The sequence below is a fragment of the Pseudogulbenkiania sp. FW507-F1 genome (genome assembly GCF_058781125.1).
Genome location: NZ_JBYSWM010000020.1, coordinates 29662 through 46355, shown reverse-complemented (window position 1 = coordinate 46355; position 16694 = coordinate 29662). Strand labels below are relative to the sequence as shown.

The window sequence follows — 16694 nt, the reverse complement described above, 5'->3', positions numbered from 1 at the left end:
CGCATCCGTAGCTCAGTTGGATAGAGTATCTGGCTACGAACCAGAGGGTCGGGCGTTCGAATCGCTCCGGATGCGCCACTGTCCCCATCGTCTAGAGGCCTAGGACACTGCCCTTTCACGGCGGCGACCGGGGTTCGAATCCCCGTGGGGACGCCAGTTTCAACAGAAAAGCCAACCTTCGGGTTGGCTTTTCTGTTTTTCCCTCGGCCAGCGGCCGGGCGTCTTGCCCGGTATCGAGTGCGCTACCAAGCCAGGGCGCGTTAGCGCCCCGGTATTCCTGACACTTAATGTGCAGCGCGCTGCAGGCAGGTCTGATAGCGCCCGTTCACTCGCTCGGCAAACCACTCGGTGGTCAGCTTGCGGGTGATCTTGGGGCTTTTCAGGTCGATCTGCGGCAACTGTTCGCGCGGTGCCTGGCCGCCGTAGAGCGGGTCGGCCAGGGCATACACTTTGCGGTACAGCTCGGTTTGGCCGAAGGTCGCCAGTTTTTCCTGTTTCAGATCGCGCATGATGGCGTTGTCGCTCATGCCCAGCCGGTTGTCGAGTGCCTGCAGGGCGTTCAAGGTGCTGCCGCCGCTGGCCTGGCCATTTTCATAGCTGAGCAGGTCGCCATCGCGCGCCAGGCGCAGTCCGCTGAGCCGGTTGATGACTGCCTGGAAGGCCGCGTTGCGGCTGCTGTAGCGGCCGGCGTTGAAATCGGCGAAGCGGTACAGCATGTCCTTGTACGGGGCCGGGTACTGCAGCAGGATGGCGCTGCCGAAATACACGCCGCCGCGGCGGCTGAACACTTCATTGCGCAGGCTGGTCTTGCGCGAGTAAGGGTAGGGCCAGGCGCGGACGTGGGCTTCGGCAAACTCCACGCTGACCTGCATCGGTCCGCCGGTGCGGATCGGGTTCTTCTTCATGATGGTGGGAAAGCCGATCTTCTCCGCCTCCGCCGACATGTCTTCGTACAGTTCGTTCATCTGCTTTTCGGTGCGCAGCGTGTCGATGCGCTCCTTGTAGCTGCGGCCGTTGGGCGAGGGCTTGAGCAGGGCGGTCTTCACCAGCGGCAGGGGGATGTGGTAGCCGGCGGCCTTTTCCCCGATCTTGCCCCAGACGATCTTGGGCAGCCCCGGCACCGTCGGGTCGGACTGCCAGCTCGATTCCTGCTCGATGACGGCGGCGGCGGCGCAGAAGTTTTCGGCGGTATAAGGCAACTTCAGGGCGGTGAAGGCGTCGAAGATGTCTTCGGCCCAGCCGGCGCGGTCGCGTATCTTGGCGGGCAGGACCTTGTCCAGGGTGGCGCGGCCTTGCGCTGCGCTGATCGGCGGCACGCGCGGTAGCACCGTGATCGGCTTGCCAATGAGCGGGGGCGTGATGGTCAGCGGGGTTTCCACTGGCGGCAGTTCCACCGGTGCCGATGCCGTGTTGTCCGGCTGCGGGTAGCCATCCGGTGGCACGACGATGGGGGCGGAGGAAGGCTGGCTCACCGGAGTGGTGGGGCTGGCGCAACCGGCCAGGCTGACGGTGAACAGCAGGGACAGGGCGTAGCGGCGTTTCGGCACGATGAGGAACTCGTAAGGCTGGAGAACTGGCGCAAGAGTAGGGTAATGCTCGGGTCAGGGCAAGTGCCGGCCCCACGCCAGACACCGTCGCATCAAGTTTACGCTGTGGCTTGCGGGCGCAGGCCTTATAATGTGTTGTTTTGTTTATGTCTCCGATCGTTCTGTATCCATGAGCAACAAGAATTTGGCCGTCGAGGCTGTTCGAGGCTTGGCGGCGCTGGCAGTGATTTTTTCCCACGCATCCCTGACTTTCTGGCCTTACCTGCACGGTGATTTCGACCAGCTGCGCTCGGGTTTTGAGCGCTGGGTGTTCAATTCGCCTTTCGGCTTCGTGTATTCCGGCTCGGGCGCGGTGTGCGTGTTCTTCGTCCTGAGCGGCTTCGTGCTGGGGCGCAGCGTGCTGGGCCGGGACGGGCTGCTGCAGGCCCTGCCCGGCATGGTGGTGCGCCGCTACTTCCGCTTGATGCTGCCGATCCTGATCAGTTGCCTGCTGGCCTGGGCGGTGTTCGCCTTCGCCTTGCCGCGGGTCGACCGGCATGCGCTGGGCGAGTGGATCCGCCTGTTCGGCGCCTTTGATTTCTCGCTGGGGAACGCCGTGGAGCAGGGCTCGGTGGATACCATCCTGTGGGGGGCGGCGGACTACAACTGGGCGTTGTGGACGATGCGCATCGAGTTCTTCGGTTCGCTGCTGGTGTACGCCTTGGCCGCGCTGCTCGATCGCTGGCCGCGTCCGGACTGGCTGTTGCCGGTCGCGGCGCTGGGCTGCCTGTTGCTGGTGCCGGGCAATGGCGTGTACTACGCGCTGTTCGTGTTCGGCCTCTGGCTGGCGGCGAGCGAGTGGACCGTCGATAACCGCCTGCTGGCGCTGTCCGCGCTGCTGGCCGGGCTGTATCTCGTGGGGTATCACGAAGCGAGCAGTTCCTACAATTTCATCGAGCGCAACCTGGATCTGTCCTGGCGCGGCGAGTCGCTGGCCAATTACGATCTGGCAAATGAGCTGGGCGGCATGCTGATCGTCGGCGCGGTGCTGAAGAGCCCGTGGCTGGGGCAGCGTCTTTCCGGGCGCGCCATGGCCTGGCTCGGCCGCATGTCGTTCTCGGCCTACCTGCTGCACATGCTGGTGCTGGCCACGGTGGCGCCGCTGGTGTTCAACGCCCTGCGCCCGACCTTGTCCTACACCGGCGCTTCGCTGTCGAGCCTGGCGGCGTCGGTGGCGGCGATCTATCTGTGCTCGCTGCCCTACGCGCGCTGGGTCGACGATACCAGCATCCACGTCTCGCGCACCGTCAGCCGGCTGGTCTGGCGACGCTGAGGCCGGCGGGGGCGTCCGCGCCCTTCCTTCCCTTCGCCATGCCGCGGTGCGCGGGATGGGGGCGCCGTACTTCTCCCCCTGTGCAGCTGCCGCGGCGTACGCCTGTTAGGCGGATTCTCCTGCTTTCCTTTTCCTCCGGCGGCGGTGTCGACCTAGGCCCGTTCGGGCGTTGTGGATCGCGCGAGGATGTTTAACATCTTTTAACAAGCACGGCGCGGGGCGACACAGATCCGACAAACTTGCCTCCTACACTGCAAGCACGTTCTCACTACCAAGGAACCCCATCATGAAACGTGCCTTGCTTGTTGCTTTGTCCCTGTTGCCGCTGGCGGCGTTTGCCAGGGATGGCGCGGGGGAGCGCTGGAATCAGCCCGATCATGGCTACTACCAGTCTTATCCGTCTTACCGTCCTTACCAGGTACGCATCGAGCGTGGCGTGCAGGATGGCTCGCTGACGCGCTGGGAGGCGCGCCGTCTGCAACGCCAACTGGACGATCTGCGGGCCAAGCGGCGCGATTATCTGGCCGACGGTTATCTGTCGCGCCCCGAGCAGCACGACCTGGAACGCAGCGAACAGGCGCTGTCGGAGGCGATCCGCTACCAGCGCCACGACGATCAGAACCGCTACTGGCAGCGGTAACCTCGACCGATTTCGGGACGCGGCGCACAGGCGAGTGTCCCCCCGGGTTTTCTCCTCCTCTCTAGACTGGGCCATCCATACGGGTGGCCATTTTTTTGTCGGAGAGGATGGCTGGCGTGGGGAGGTCCAACACCATCGCGGTGGCTAGGAGGGACTGACGCTGGCGAGGCGGCCGCTCACGGCTTGGGAGGGCGGGGGAGGAACCGAGCTGTGCTGGGGGGATGTGGACGTTCTTCAGCCAACCTTGTCGGTCGTGCTCAAGGTTGGCCGAAGAACGGGGGGCGGTCTCAGTAGACGAAACGTTCGCGCAGCTCGTCCAGGTTCAGCTCGTGCAGGATGCTTTCCAGGCGTTGCTCGGCGTTCTTGCGTGGCGCGCCGGTGTAGCGGGCGATGATCAGCTCGTTCTTCATCGAATGTTCCCAGCCCACCAGTTCGGTCACCGTCAGCTGGTAGCCGTGCGCCTCCAGTTGCAGGCAGCGCAGCACGTTGGTGAGCTGGCTGCCGAATTCGCGGGTGTGGATCGGGTGGCGCCAGATTTCCGACAGCGGCGTCAGGCCAAAGCTCTGGTTCTTGTTCTTGCGCAGCACCGTGGCCACCTCGGCCTGGCAGCACGGCACCAGCACGATGAAGCGGGCCTGCTTGGCCAGCGCGAACTTGATGGCGTCGTCGGTGGCGGTGTTGCAAGCGTGCAGCGCGGTGACCACGTCGATGCGCTCCGGCAACAGCGGCGAGGTGATCGACTGCTCCACCGTCAGGTCGAGGAAGGACATGCGCGGGAAGTCCAGGCGCTCGGCCAGTTCGCGCGAGCGCGCCACCAGCTCGGCGCGGGTCTCGATGCCGTAGACGTGGCCGGCGTTCTTCTCCTTCAGGAACAGGTCGTACAGGATGAAACCGAGGTAGGACTTGCCGGCGCCGTGGTCGGCCAGCGTCAGTTCCCCGCCCTCGGCCAGTACGTCGGCCAGCAGAGGCTCGATGAACTGGTAGAGGTGGTAGACCTGTTTCAGCTTGCGGCGGCTGTCCTGGTTGAGCTTGCCGTCGCGGGTGAGGATGTGCAGTTCCTTGAGCAGTTCGATCGACTGCCCGGGCTTGATGTCGGGGATGGCGCTCACGCTGGGATCCTGAGAAAAGGCGGGTTGGCGCGTATTTTACCAAGCCGGGGCGGTGCAGGGCAGCACAATCATGTGGTGAGGCCCGGGTGTGCTCAGGCGGCGTTCTGCAGCCACTCGACCAAGGGCTGCAGGCGGCGCGAGTGGCGGTCATGCGGGGGACGCACCAGGTAGTAAGCCTTGCCGGTCTGGACGGTGCGCTGCAGCGGCGTCAGCAGGCTGCCGTCGTCCAGCGCATCCTGCACCAGGAAGGGGTCGATCAGCGCCACGCCCAGCCCGCAGCGGGCGGCTTCCACCGCCATCACGTCGGCGTCGAACAGCAATTCCTTCTGTCCCTTCGGCCACTCGCCCGCGGGCAGCCCCAGCCACAGCCGCCAATCGTGGCGGTCGCGCGTCGAGTGGATCAGCGTCTGCGTGGCCAGATCGTCCGGCGTCAGGGTCTGGCTGCCCTGCAGCAGCGCCGGCGCGACGACCGGAATCAGCCGCTCGCGGTGCAGCAGCTCGACCGTGACGCCGGGCCAGTCGCCGATGCCGTACTGGATGGCGAGGTCGAACAGGCCCCAGTCGAACGCCGGCTTTTCCTCCCATACCGTGCTGACGCTGATGTCGAGGTCGGGAAACTGCTGCTTGAAGGCTTGCAGATGCGGCACCAGCCAGCGCACCGCGATCGACGGCGGCGACTTGATGCGGATGGCGTGGTGGCGCTGGCTGAGCTGGTCGCAGGTCTGGTCGATCTGCAGCAGGGCGTCGTGCACGCTGTGCTGCAGGATCGCGCCTTCCGGCGTCAGGTCGATGCCGCGCTGGCCGCGCACCAGGAGCGGGAAGCCGAAGTGTTCTTCCAGCTTGCGGATCTGGTGGCTGACCGCGCTCTGCGTCAGGTAGAGAGCCTCGGCGGCCTTGGTGAAGCTTTGCAGACGGGCGACCGCTTCAAAGATGCGCAAGGCATTGAGCGGGGGCAGTTTGTTCATCAGGGATGGCGGATACGATGGAGTCCGCCACAATCTGCCGGATCGGCACCCGGCTCGTCAATGCGCATTGCAGTTCTTCGCTGATGGTGCCGCAGCGCCAGGCGATCTCGTCGCAACTCAGCCCCGGCGCGCCCCACAGCGTGACCTCGTCGCCGACCTGCGCCTCCGGCAGGGCGGAGAGGTCGATCGCCAGCACGTTCATCGCCACCCGGCCCACCAGCGCGGCACGTCGGCCGTCCACCAGCACCGGTGTGCCGCTGGGGGCGGCGCGCGGGTAGCCGTCGCCGTAGCCGGCGCCGACGATGCCGATGCGCATGTCGTGGCGGGCGGTGAAGGCGGCGCCGTAGCCGATGCTGTCGCCGGCCTGGAGCGTGCTGACGTGCACGATGCGCGCGGCGAAACGCATCACCGGCTCGGCTGCCGCCGGCCACAGCCGGGTGTCGGGGTAGAACGGGTTGTTGTTGTAGAGCAGCCCGCCGACGCGGGCCACCGCGCCGTGGGTGCGCGCTTCGCGCAGCAGCGCCGCGCTGTTGGCGGCGGTGTAGGGCAGGCCGGTGGCCTCGACCACCTGCAGGAAGCGCCGCCACGGCTCGTCCAGCGGCGTGCCGAGTTGGTCGGCGCAGGCGAAGTGGGTCATCAGCCCGGCGACGCGGCAGAACGGCGTCGCCTGCAACTGGCGCACCACCGCCAGCGCCCGCTCCGGGGTGAAGCCGAAGCGGTTCATGCCGGTATTGACCTTGACCCAGACCGTGACCGGCCGCGCCTTCTGGAGCAGCCACTGCAGCTGGTGTTCCGAGCGCAGCACCAGGTCGAGACGGTGCTGCGCGGCGATGTCGACATCGCCTTCCTCCAGCGCCCCTTCCAGCAGCAGGATCGGCGCGCCGATGCCGGCGTGGCGCAGCGTCACGGCGTCGTCCGGCTGGATCAGGGCGAAGCCGTCGGCGTCCGGCAGCGCCAGCGCCACGCGCGTCAGACCGTGGCCGTAGGCGTCCGACTTGAGCACGGCCCAGACCCGCGCCGCGCCGGCCAGCGTCTTGGCCAGGGCGTAATTGCGGCGCAGGGCGGGCAGGTGGATTTCAACGTAAGCGGTCTTGGTCATGGCAGGGCTTTCGGCGGCCGGCGCGGGTCAGGCGTCGGCCGCAAGGTCAAGAACGGAACCCGGGATTACTTGAAGGGGTAGATGTCGTAGCTGAAGTACTTGGCCTGGATCTGCTTGTAGGTGCCGTTGCCGAGAATCTGCTTCAGCGCCGCATTCAACTTGGCGCGCAGTTCCTTGTTGCCCTTGCCGACCGCCATCGCCGCGCCCATGTAGTACTTGGGGTCGTTGTAGACCGGGCCGACGAAGGCGAAACCCTTGCCCATCGGCTTTTTCAGGAAGTCCGACTCGCCGATGGTGGCGTCGAGGTAGACGGCGTCGAGGCGCTGGCCGGTCAGGTCGAGGAAGGCGTCGGTGATCTTGCTGTAAACCTTGATCTGGCTGCCCTTCGGCGCCCACTTGGCGTTGGCTTCCTGCATCTGGGTCGAGCTGCGCAGCACGCCGATCTTCTTGCCCTTGAACCAGGCGTCGTTGATCTGGGTGCCTTCCTTGGCCATCAGGCGGCCGGGAATCTTGAAGTACATGTCGCTGAAGTCGACCACCTTGGCGCGCTCCGGCGTGATGCTCATCGAGGCGATGGCGACGTCGAACTTCTTGGCTTGCAGCGCCGGGATGATGCCGTCGAAGTCCATCGCCTTCAGCTCGCACTCGAGCTTGGCCTCGGCGCACAGCGCGCGGGTGATGTCCGGGTCGAAGCCGGTGATGCTGCCGTCCGGGTTCATCTTGGAGAACGGCGGGTAACTGGCGTCGGTCACGATGCGCACGGTCTGGGCCTGGGCCAGCCAGGGCAGGGCGCACAGCAGGGTCAGCGTGAGTACTTTTTTGCAGGACATCGTTTTCTCCCTTGGTCGTCGGCGGTGTCAGCCGATGCAGTTAGGCTAAGGGACGCTCGTCCGCGGGAACAAATGATTTATGGCCATCGGGGCATGAGATAAATTCATGCCCATTCGCCCTGTGTCCGGCGCGCTGGCGGGCGCGATCCGGGCGGTTTGGGGGACGGGCGGAGGGGGGCCGCACGGGCGCCACGCTGCGGCGGCGCAGCGGGCATGAAAAAAGGCAGCTCGCGGCTGCCTCGGTAGGAGGTGTATCGCCGGCTCAGCTTTCGTGCAGCAGCGAGTGCTGGATTTCGGAGAACGCCTGCGGGACGCGGATGAAGTTGAGCGAGATGCCGAGGCGGCGCGCCATGTGCGAGGTCGAGAACAGGCCGCACACCTCGTAGTGACCGGTCTCCGGGTTGAGCTCCACCACCAGCGCGTGCTGGCGGCCGTGCTGTTTCATGGTGGCGACCATGTGGCCGACCTTGGCCGAGGCGACGTCTTCCAGCTTCAGCGCCTCGAGCTCGGTACGGGGTGTCATCACGTCGCGCACCAGCAGGTCGGCGCGGCGCTTGCCGTGTCCCAGCATGCACTGCATCGGCCGCTCGCCCAGCAGGTCGGTGGCCGTGACCAGGCCGGTGAGGTGGCCGGCGGCGTCGGTGACGAACAGCAGGCGGATGCCGCGGCCGATCATGGCGCGGTGGGCGTCGTCGAGCGGGGTGTCTTCGTGCACGCTGACCGGATCGACCAATTTCAGGTCGGTCATCACCTCGAGCGCGGCGCTGTCCAGGGTGACCGAGCGTCGCGGACGCGCGTCGAGCCGGATGAGGTCGGTGGTGGACGGCAGCGCAATGGTGGGCAGGAACGGGTATTGGTTTTCCATGAGGAAGCTCCTCTGCGTATTGTGGCTGTATCGCGGCCGGGTGCCATGCCAGCGCACCTTGTGGGAACCTGCTCACGAACTGGCGGCGCGTCCCTGACCGGGGCGGAGCGCGACTCGAATCCTGCTGCGCTGATCGGCGCATGGCGGTGTCCGGGCTGCTCTTCACTCCGCTGAGGGCCGCTCGCGTCGGGGCGTGAACGGGTTCTGAGCCTGCACACCTTTCACGGCGGGGGAGGTGCCCCCTTCGCAAAAAGACAACCCATTCTAGGCACGTTTCGCCAGCGCTTTAAAGTCCTTTGGCATGGACAATTGTTACGATTTGTTCACCTGTAAAAAAACCCCGTTGCGCCGGGGGCGGAACGGGGTTGGCCGAAGAAGCGGGGATCAGCGCGTGATCGGCTTGTAGCGGATGCGCTTGGGCTTGGCGCCTTCCTCGCCCAGGCGTTTCTTCTTGTCGGCCTCGTACTCCTGGTAGTTGCCGTCGAAGAAGGTCCACTGCGATTCGCCTTCCGCCGCCAGGATGTGGGTGGCGATACGGTCGAGGAACCAGCGGTCGTGGGAGATCACGAACACGGTGCCGGCGAACTCCAACAGCGCATCTTCCAGCGCACGCAGGGTTTCCACGTCGAGGTCGTTGGACGGTTCGTCGAGCAGCAGCACGTTGCCGCCCTTGAGCAGAGTCTTGGCCAGGTGCAGGCGGCCGCGCTCGCCACCGGAGAGCATGCCGACCTTCTTCTGCTGGTCGCCGCCCTTGAAGTTGAAGCGGCCGAGGTAAGCCCGGCTCGACATCTCGAAGCGGCCGACGTTGAGAATGTCCAGGCCGCCGGAGACGTCTTCGAACACCGTCTTGTCGGCGTCCAGGCCTTCACGGCTCTGTTCAACGAAGGCCATCTGCACGGTCTGGCCGATCTTCACCGTACCGGAATCCGGTTGTTCCTTGCCGGCGATCATCTTGAACAGCGTCGATTTACCGGCGCCGTTCGGGCCGATGATGCCGACGATGGCGCCGGCCGGGGCCTTGAAGCTCAGGTTGTCGATCAGCAGGCGGTCACCGAAGCCCTTGGACACGCCGTCGAACTCGATCACCTCGCTACCCAGGCGCTCGGCCACCGGGATGAAGATTTCCTGTGTCTCGTTGCGCTTTTGGTGCTCGTGACTCGACAGTTCCTCGAAGCGCGCGATACGGGCCTTGGACTTGGCCTGGCGTCCCTTGGGGTTCTGGCGCACCCATTCCAGTTCCTGCTTCATCGCCTTGATGCGTGCGCCTTCCTGCTTGGCCTCGGTCTCCAGGCGTGCTTCCTTCTGTTCCAGCCAGCTGGAATAGTTGCCCTTCCACGGGATGCCCTCGCCACGGTCCAGTTCCAGGATCCACTCGGCGGCGTTGTCGAGGAAGTAGCGGTCGTGGGTGACGGCCACCACGGTGCCGGGGAAACGCACCAGGAACTGCTCCAGCCATTCCACCGATTCGGCGTCGAGGTGGTTGGTCGGCTCGTCCAGCAGCAGCATGTCCGGCTGCGACAGCAGCAGTTTGCACAGCGCCACGCGGCGCTTCTCGCCGCCGGACAATGGGCCGATCTTGGCGTCCCACGGCGGCAGGCGCAGCGCGTCGGCGGCGATTTCCAGCTGGTGTTCGACGTTGTCGCCGGCGCCGGCCGAAATGATGGCTTCCAGGCGCGCCTGCTCTTCGGCCAGGGCGTCGAAGTCGGCATCCGGCTCGGCGTAGGCGGCGTAGACCTCTTCCAGGCGCTTCTGCGCGCCCATCACGTCGCCCATGCCGCTTTCCACTTCCTCGCGCACCGTCTTGTCGGCATCGAGTTGCGGTTCCTGCGGCAGGTAGCCGATCTTGACGCCGGCCAGGTGCTGCACCTCGCCGTCGTATTCCTTGTCGACGTCGGCCATGATGCGCAGCACGGTCGACTTGCCGGAGCCGTTCAGGCCCAGCAGGCCGATCTTGGCGCCGGGGAAGAACGACAGCGAGATATCCTTGATGATCTGGCGCTTGGGCGGCACCACCTTGCTCACGCGGAGCATAGACATTACGTATTGGGCCATGACGGTTCCACGCTGATTGATTGAATCGTTAACCGGCCGATTCTACCAAAAGCCCGCGCTTCGCGTGGGGCACCCGCAGAAGCGGCGCGTCTGTACGGCGACTTCGGCCAACGTGGAGGGGCCGGAGCGCCAGTTCAGAGCACGAACGCCAGCGCAAAGGTGGCCAGCATGGCGAAGGCGCAGCCGATCTTGGCGACGGTACCGACGACAAAGCCGAGGAAGGTGCCGATGCCGACCTTGCCGGCTTGGTAGATGTCGCGCCGGGCCAGGAATTCACCGATCGCCGCGCCGATGAGCGGACCCAGGATGACGCCCGGCAGGGCAAAGAACAGGCCGACCAGGCTGCCCACAAAGGCGCCCCACAAGGCCTTCCGGCTGGCGCCGGTGGCCTTGGCGCCGAGCAGGCCGGCGACGAAGTCGATGGCCAGGCCGATTACGGCGAGCAGCCCCAGCACGCCCAGCGTCAGCGCCCCGACGTGCTGGAAATCCTCCGCCCAGCCGGCCAGCGCGAAGCCGCCCAGCATCAGCGGCAGGCCGGGCAGGGCCGGGAACACGGTGCCGGCGAGGCCGGCCAGCACCAGCAGCGCGGAGAGCGCGTAGAGCAGGATATCCAAGGGTATGTCCGGAAGGAGGGCAGGGAAGGATAAGAAACGGCGGCCGCGGCGAAGTTCCGCCACGGCCGCCGTGGGCCTCGGGGTTGGCCGAAGCCTTAGACGATGTACTCGTCCAGCAGCGTCTGCTGGGCGCAATGCACCTTGCCGCGCGCGTGGCGCCGCTTGTAGCTGCCGTCGGGCTGCATGTCCCAGGCGTTGACGTTGTCTTCGAGGTAGATACGCAGCCCTTCCTTGATCATGCGGCGCTTGATCTTGGGATCGAGCACCGGGACGCAGGTCTCGATGCGGCGGAAGAAGTTGCGCCCCATCCAGTCGGCACTGGAGAAGTACAGGTTTTCCGCCTTGTCGTTGTAGAAGTAGAACACGCGCGGGTGTTCGAGGAAGCGGCCGACGATGGAGCGCACGCTGATGTTGTCGGACAGCCCCTCCACGCCCGGGCGCAGGGCGCACACGCCACGCACGATCAGCTGAATCTTCACCCCGGCCTGGCTGGCGCGGTACAGCGCGTTGATCACCTCCGGCTCCAGCAAGGAATTCATCTTGGCGATGATCTGCGCCGGGCGCCCCTCGCTGGCGTGCTTGGCCTCGCGCTCGATCGCCTCGATGATCATGCTGTGCAGCGTGAACGGCGACTGGTGCAGCAGCTTCAGCTTGCTCGCCTTGCCCAGCCCGGTGAGCTCGATGAACAGGTCGTTGACGTCGCTGGCCAGCTGCTCGTTGCAGGAGATCAGGCCGAAGTCGGTGTAGAGGCGGGCGGTACGCGGATGGTAGTTGCCGGTGCCCAGGTGCACGTAGCGTTTCAGCCCGCTTTCCTCGCGCCGCACCACCATCAGCATCTTGGCGTGCACCTTGTAGCCGAACACGCCGTACACCACGTGCGCGCCGGCGTCTTCCAGGCGCGAGGCCCAGCCGATGTTGGCTTCCTCGTCGAAGCGCGCCATCAGCTCCACCACCACCGTCACCTGCTTGCCGGCGCGGGCGGCCGCGATCAGCGACTCCATCAGCACCGAGTCGGTGCCGGTGCGGTACACCGTCATCTTGATCGCCACCACCTGCGGGTCGGTGGCGGCCAGGTTCAACAGGTCGATGACCGGCTGGAAGCTCTGGTAAGGATGGTGCAGCAGCACGTCGCCCTGGCGGATCACGTCGAACAGGCCGGATTTCTTCTGCAGCGCCGCCGGCAGCGTCGGCACGAACGAGGCGAACTTCAGGTCCGGGCGGTCGACCAGGTCCGGCACCTGCATCAGCCGTACCAGGTTGACCGGGCCGTCGACGCGGTAGACGTTTTCCGGCTCCAGCCCGAACTGGGTGACCAGGAAGTCCTGCATGTGCTGCGGGCAGGTGTCGGCAACCTCCAGCCGCACGCCGTCGCCGAACTGGCGCTGACGCAGTTCGCCCTGCAGCGCGGTGCGCAGGTTCTTCATGTCCTCGTCCTCGACGTTCAGCTCGCTGTCGCGGGTGACGCGGAACTGGTAGCAGCCCTTGACCGACATGCCGAGGAACAGCTCGTGCACGTGGGCGTGCAGGATCGACGACAGGAACACGAACAGGTGCTTGCCGTCGGACAGTTCCTCCGGCAGCTTGATTATGCGCGGCAGGATGCGCGGCGCCTGCACGATGGCGATGCCCGACTGGCGCCCGAAGGCGTCCTTGCCCTCCAGCTCGACGGCGAAGTTGAGCGACTTGTTCAGTACCTTGGGGAAGGGGTGCGAGGGGTCGAGCCCGATCGGCGTCAACAGCGGCATGACTTCGCGGAAGAAGTAACCCTTGACCCATTCGCGCTGCTCGTCGGTCCAGTCGATGCGCCGCAGGAACAGGATGCCTTCCTCGCGCAGGGCCGGGAACAGGATATCGCGCATCACCGCGTATTGTTCCCGGATCAGCACGTGGGTGGCTTCCGAGACCTTGCGCAGCGCCTGGTGCGGCGTCATCCCGTCCGGCAGCGGCGCATCCGGCTGGGTCTCCACCATCTCGTTGAGCCAGGCCATGCGGACTTCGAAGAATTCGTCGAGATTGGACGACACGATACACAGGAAGCGCAGCCGCTCCAGGAGCGGCAGGCGGGCGTCTTCGGCCTGGGCCAGGACCCGTCGGTTGAATTGGATCAGTCCGAGTTCGCGGTTGAGCAGCAGGTCGTTCTGTTGCGACATGGTTGTTGAGTGGGCTCGCGCTGGTTGTAGGGACGAAAAAGCCCTCGCGCGGAGGGCTTTGCCGGGATCAGTTGCTTCCTGGTGGGGTGTAGCCTGCCGGTGCATCGGCGCCGTCGCCGAAGAAGTATGCTTCCAGTTGGGCGGCCAAGTACTGGCGGGCGCGGGCGTCGGCCAGGTTGAGGCGGTTTTCGTTGATCAGCATGGTCTGGTAACGCAGCCAGCCTTGCCAGGCTTCCTTGGAGACATTCTCGAATACCCGCTTGCCCAGTTCACCCGGCAGCGGCGGGAAATCCATGCCTTCCGCTTCGCGGCCCAGCTTGATGCAGTTGACGGTTCTAGCCATTGCGCTTCCTTGCAGCTAATTGGATAACAGATTACTACCGTATTGTGTCATAGAGATGACAGGGCTTCCAGCCAAGAACGGGCTCAGCGCAAGGGTTTGATGAACACCTTGGAGCGGCGCTGGTAATTGTAGAGCCGCTGCTTCCCCAGCGGCAGTTGGCTGATGTCGGCGGCGGCGAAGCCTCGCTCGACGAACCAGTGCGCGGTCTGGGTGGTGAGCACGAACAGCGAGGCCAGGCCCTGCGCGCGCGCCAGGTATTCGACGTGCTTGAGCAGCTCCTCGCCAAAGCCGGCGTCGCGTTTCTGCTGGGAGACCGCGAGGCAGGCCAGTTCCGCCATGCCGGCGTCGGGGAAGGGGTGCATGGCGACGCAGCCGAAGATCTTGCCGTCGTGCTCCAGCACCGAATACGACTTGATCTCCATCTCCAGCAACTCGCGGCTGCGCTTGACCAGGATGCCCTGTTCTTCCAGTGGACGGATCAGGTCGATGATGTCGCCGATGTCGTCGATCGACGCGTTGCGCACCTTCACCAGCGGATCGCGCGCCAGCATGGTGCCGTTGCCGCCGTCGGTGAACAGTTCTTCCAGGATGGCGCCGTCGTCGAAGCGGCCGATCATGTGGGCCCGAGCCACGCCCTGGCGCACCGCCTTCACCGCGTACGGCATGTAGGCGGCCACGTCGCCCTGCAGGTTGCCGCTGGCGATCAGCGCTTCGGCCTCGTGGGCGGTGAGCGTGCTGGCGAACTCGCCCTGGCTGTTGGTGACGCCCTGGCTGTCCACCATGAACAGCAGTTTTTCCGCTTTCAGGGCGATGGCGATGTGGGTGGCGACTTCTTCCATGGTCAGGTTGAAGGCCTCGCCGGTGGGCGAGTAGCCGATGCAGGAGACCAGCACTAGGTCGCCGGCGTCGAGGCGCGCCTGCATCGCCTCGCTGTCGACCCGGCGCACGCTGCCGGTGTACTGCATGTCCATGCCCTCGATCACCCCCATCGGCTGGGCGGTGAGGAAGTTGCCGCTGGCGACGCGCAATTGGCTGCCCTGCACCGGGACATGGCGCATGCTGGACGACAGCGCGGCTTCGATCTCGTGGCGGGTATAGCCGACCGCCTGCTTGACCAGCTCCAGCGTCTGGCTGTCGGTGCTGCGTTTGTCGCCGCGGAAAACCTGGGCATGTCCGGCACGCTGGGCCAGCACGTCGATCTGCCAGCGCGCGCCGTGCACCAGCACGATGCGTACGCCCAGGCTGACCAGCAGGTGGATGTCCTTGGCCAGGCTGGGAAAGCGGCCATCGCGCACGGTTTCGCCGTTGATCGCCATGACGAAAGTCTTGCCGCGGAAGGCGTTGATGTAAGGGGCGGCTTCACGGAAAGAGAGGACAAACTCTCTGGTCAGCATGTCGGTTCTGGCTCCTGCCGGGGTCGGGTTTGAGGTGGCGCCAAGGGTAGCAGGAATGAGGGGGTATTTCATCTGGTCGCAGCCTGAGCTACGCCGCTGCCTGGCGGTCGCTGTGCGATGCCGGCCGGCGAGGCCTCGGCTGATGCGGTGCGGATGATCGGCTGCCGTGTCGCAGACCGGAAGGGTATGTGGATACCGGGGTGCGGCTGCGGCAAGGCGGCGGCACGCCCGGCGTCTTCCTGGCGTGGTCGGGGCAGGGGATAGTGCTTGGACGATGCTTCTGCTGGCATGGCAAGGCTTCCTGGCTCAGGACGCCTTGCCCGCCGGAGGGCTGCGCTGTCCTAGCTTCCCTTTTTATTGATCAGTATTTGCTGCACCTTGAGGATATTCAAGGCCTGGCCCAACTGGTAATCGGCTTTCGGGTTCGGCTCACGCGACGACGATTCGTCGGGCGCGTCCTTGCCATTGTCCGGCGCGGGCTGCACCGGTGCGGCCGGCTTGATCGTCGGGCGCTTGAGCACCGGCTTGGCCGGGGCCTTGTCGTCACCGTTGGGGTTGGCCAAGTGGTTTTCCAGGTCGGCCTCGCGCACGCGCAACGGTTGCTGATCGTTCGCGTTGAGGGTGCCGTCTTCCACCACCACGTCGGGTTCGATGCCCTTGGCCTGGATCGAGCGGCCGTTCGGCGTGAAGTAGCGCGCGGTGGTGAGCTTGATGCCACCGGCGTTGCCCAGCGGAAGCACCGACTGCACCGAACCCTTGCCGAAGGTCTGGGTGCCGACCACGACGGCGCGCTTGTGGTCCTGCAGCGCGCCGGCGACGATTTCCGAGGCCGAGGCCGAGCCGCCGTTGACCAGCACCACCATCGGGATGTTCTTGATGCCGGCCGGCAGCTTGGCCAGCGGGTCGGCAGCGCCGCGGGCGTAGTTCTGCACCTTGGCGGTCAGGCGCATCTTGGAGTCTTCGGCGCGGCCTTCGGTGTACACCACCAGGGCATCCTTGGGCAGGAAGGCGGCGGAGACGCCGACGGCGCCGTTGAGCAGGCCGCCCGGGTCGTCGCGCAGGTCGAGGATCACCCCCTTGAGCGGGGTCTTGTTGTCCTTGTACAGCGTCTGCAGGGCCTGGGCCAGGTTTTCCACGGTGTGTTCCTGGAACTGGGTGACGCGCACGTAGCCGTAATCCTGTTCCAGCAGCTTGAATTTCACGCTCTTGGTCTTGATCACCGCGCGCACCAGGGTGACCACGCGCGGCTTGGCCTCGCTCTTGCGGGCGATGGTCAGGGTGACCTTGGTGCCGGGCTTACCGCGCATGCGCTTGACGGCGTCGTTGAGGCTCAGGCCGCGCACCGGGGTGTCGTCGATCTTGATGATGAGGTCGCCGCTCTTGACGCCGGCCTTCTGCGCCGGGGTGTCCTCGATCGGGGCGATGACCTTGACCAGGCCGTCTTCGGCGCCGATCTCGATGCCGAGACCGCCGAATTCGCCCTGGGTGCCTTCGCGCATTTCCTTGAAGGCCTCGGGGTCGAGGTAGTCGGAGTGCGGATCGAGGCCGGTCAGCATGCCCTTGATCGCCTCGTTGATCAGCTTCTTGTCTTCCACCGGCTCGACGTAGTCCTGCTTGATGCGGCCGAATACTTCGGCGAAGGTGCGCAGCTCGTTGAGCGGCAGCGGCGAGCTGGCCTCCTTGTCGGCAAACGCCTGCAGGCTCAAGGTCAAGGCGCCGCCTGCCAGTGCCCCGGCGGTAAGCAGGGCCAGTTTCTTCATGCGTGGACTCGTCA

General features: G+C 65.6%; 13 protein-coding genes, 2 tRNA genes and 1 pseudogene. 4 read left to right on the top strand and 12 right to left on the bottom strand.

Annotation, left to right across the window (positions count from 1 at the left end; all coding sequences use genetic code 11):
* The first annotated feature begins 1 nt into the window (after position 1).
* Positions 2 to 78: transfer RNA gene (locus AC3WG5_RS13640), tRNA-Arg, on the top strand.
* Between the two features lie 2 nt (positions 79 to 80).
* Positions 81 to 156 (top strand) — tRNA-Glu (locus AC3WG5_RS13635).
* A 128-nt stretch (positions 157 to 284) separates the two neighbouring features.
* On the opposite strand, the gene AC3WG5_RS13630 is transcribed toward AC3WG5_RS13635, so the two are convergent.
* Entirely contained in the window at positions 285 to 1547 is a 1263-nt protein-coding gene (locus AC3WG5_RS13630; RefSeq protein WP_492569060.1) for a DUF1615 domain-containing protein, read from the bottom strand.
* Between the two features lie 169 nt (positions 1548 to 1716).
* Between AC3WG5_RS13630 and AC3WG5_RS13625 the strand changes: the two genes are divergently transcribed.
* Both AC3WG5_RS13625 and AC3WG5_RS13620 read left to right on the top strand, forming a co-directional pair.
* Entirely contained in the window at positions 1717 to 2859 is a 1143-nt protein-coding gene (locus AC3WG5_RS13625) for an acyltransferase family protein (protein WP_232503489.1), read from the top strand.
* Positions 2860 to 3145: 286 nt separating this feature from the next.
* The gene (locus AC3WG5_RS13620) at positions 3146 to 3499 is read left to right on the top strand and encodes a hypothetical protein (protein ID WP_492569059.1); all 354 of its coding nucleotides are present in this window, start codon (positions 3146 to 3148) and stop codon (positions 3497 to 3499) included.
* Between the two features lie 287 nt (positions 3500 to 3786).
* Here AC3WG5_RS13620 and AC3WG5_RS13615 read toward each other — a convergent pair whose 3' ends face one another.
* The 11 genes and pseudogenes from AC3WG5_RS13615 to AC3WG5_RS13565 all read right to left on the bottom strand — a co-directional run bounded on the left by AC3WG5_RS13615 (position 3787) and on the right by AC3WG5_RS13565 (position 16680).
* Positions 3787 to 4608 carry a class I SAM-dependent methyltransferase gene (locus tag AC3WG5_RS13615; RefSeq protein WP_482584184.1) on the bottom strand — a complete coding sequence of 274 codons (822 nt, stop codon included), beginning with the start codon at positions 4606 to 4608 and terminating at the stop codon, positions 3787 to 3789.
* A 92-nt stretch (positions 4609 to 4700) separates the two neighbouring features.
* The gene (locus AC3WG5_RS13610) at positions 4701 to 5573 is read right to left on the bottom strand and encodes a LysR substrate-binding domain-containing protein (RefSeq protein ID WP_492569058.1); all 873 of its coding nucleotides are present in this window, start codon (positions 5571 to 5573) and stop codon (positions 4701 to 4703) included.
* Positions 5533 to 6672 (bottom strand): alanine racemase, encoded by a 1140-nt coding sequence (gene alr, locus AC3WG5_RS13605; RefSeq protein WP_492569057.1) that lies wholly within the window; start codon positions 6670 to 6672, stop codon positions 5533 to 5535. Before alr ends, AC3WG5_RS13610 begins: the two co-directional genes overlap by 41 nt.
* A gap of 65 nt (positions 6673 to 6737) precedes the next feature.
* Positions 6738 to 7502, bottom strand: coding sequence for a transporter substrate-binding domain-containing protein (locus AC3WG5_RS13600; RefSeq protein WP_492569056.1), 765 nt, complete (start codon positions 7500 to 7502; stop codon positions 6738 to 6740).
* A 262-nt stretch (positions 7503 to 7764) separates the two neighbouring features.
* The gene (locus AC3WG5_RS13595) at positions 7765 to 8367 is read right to left on the bottom strand and encodes a CBS domain-containing protein (protein WP_492569055.1); all 603 of its coding nucleotides are present in this window, start codon (positions 8365 to 8367) and stop codon (positions 7765 to 7767) included.
* A gap of 384 nt (positions 8368 to 8751) precedes the next feature.
* Complete coding sequence (ettA, locus tag AC3WG5_RS13590) at positions 8752 to 10419, bottom strand: energy-dependent translational throttle protein EttA (RefSeq protein ID WP_008954885.1); 1668 nt, start codon at positions 10417 to 10419, stop codon at positions 8752 to 8754.
* Positions 10420 to 10553: 134 nt separating this feature from the next.
* Positions 10554 to 11033: a DUF456 domain-containing protein gene (locus tag AC3WG5_RS13585; protein ID WP_492569054.1), complete on the bottom strand. Its 480-nt coding sequence runs from the start codon at positions 11031 to 11033 to the stop codon at positions 10554 to 10556.
* Positions 11034 to 11128: 95 nt separating this feature from the next.
* Positions 11129 to 13186 (bottom strand): annotated as a pseudogene (ppk1, locus tag AC3WG5_RS13580) (polyphosphate kinase 1); the annotation flags it as partial.
* Positions 13187 to 13250: 64 nt separating this feature from the next.
* Positions 13251 to 13526, bottom strand: coding sequence for an oxidative damage protection protein (locus AC3WG5_RS13575; RefSeq protein WP_008954888.1), 276 nt, complete (start codon positions 13524 to 13526; stop codon positions 13251 to 13253).
* An 83-nt stretch (positions 13527 to 13609) separates the two neighbouring features.
* Entirely contained in the window at positions 13610 to 14920 is a 1311-nt protein-coding gene (gene argA / locus AC3WG5_RS13570; RefSeq protein WP_008954889.1) for an amino-acid N-acetyltransferase, read from the bottom strand.
* A 341-nt stretch (positions 14921 to 15261) separates the two neighbouring features.
* Entirely contained in the window at positions 15262 to 16680 is a 1419-nt protein-coding gene (locus tag AC3WG5_RS13565) for a S41 family peptidase (protein WP_014088238.1), read from the bottom strand.
* Positions 16681 to 16694 lie beyond the last annotated feature (14 nt).

Excerpts from the sequence above, each read along its gene's own strand:
- AC3WG5_RS13625 (WP_232503489.1), top strand. The coding sequence starts at position 1,717 with ATGAGCAACAAGAATTTGGCCGTCGAGGCTGTTCGAGGCTTGGCGGCG.
- AC3WG5_RS13620 (WP_492569059.1), top strand. The coding sequence starts at position 3,146 with ATGAAACGTGCCTTGCTTGTTGCTTTGTCCCTGTTGCCGCTGGCGGCG.
- AC3WG5_RS13610 (WP_492569058.1), bottom strand. The coding sequence starts at position 5,573 with ATGAACAAACTGCCCCCGCTCAATGCCTTGCGCATCTTTGAAGCGGTC.
- alr (WP_492569057.1), bottom strand. The coding sequence starts at position 6,672 with ATGACCAAGACCGCTTACGTTGAAATCCACCTGCCCGCCCTGCGCCGC.
- AC3WG5_RS13600 (WP_492569056.1), bottom strand. The coding sequence starts at position 7,502 with ATGTCCTGCAAAAAAGTACTCACGCTGACCCTGCTGTGCGCCCTGCCC.
- AC3WG5_RS13595 (WP_492569055.1), bottom strand. The coding sequence starts at position 8,367 with ATGGAAAACCAATACCCGTTCCTGCCCACCATTGCGCTGCCGTCCACC.
- ettA (WP_008954885.1), bottom strand. The coding sequence starts at position 10,419 with ATGGCCCAATACGTAATGTCTATGCTCCGCGTGAGCAAGGTGGTGCCG.
- AC3WG5_RS13575 (WP_008954888.1), bottom strand. The coding sequence starts at position 13,526 with ATGGCTAGAACCGTCAACTGCATCAAGCTGGGCCGCGAAGCGGAAGGC.
- argA (WP_008954889.1), bottom strand. The coding sequence starts at position 14,920 with ATGCTGACCAGAGAGTTTGTCCTCTCTTTCCGTGAAGCCGCCCCTTAC.
- AC3WG5_RS13565 (WP_014088238.1), bottom strand. The coding sequence starts at position 16,680 with ATGAAGAAACTGGCCCTGCTTACCGCCGGGGCACTGGCAGGCGGCGCC.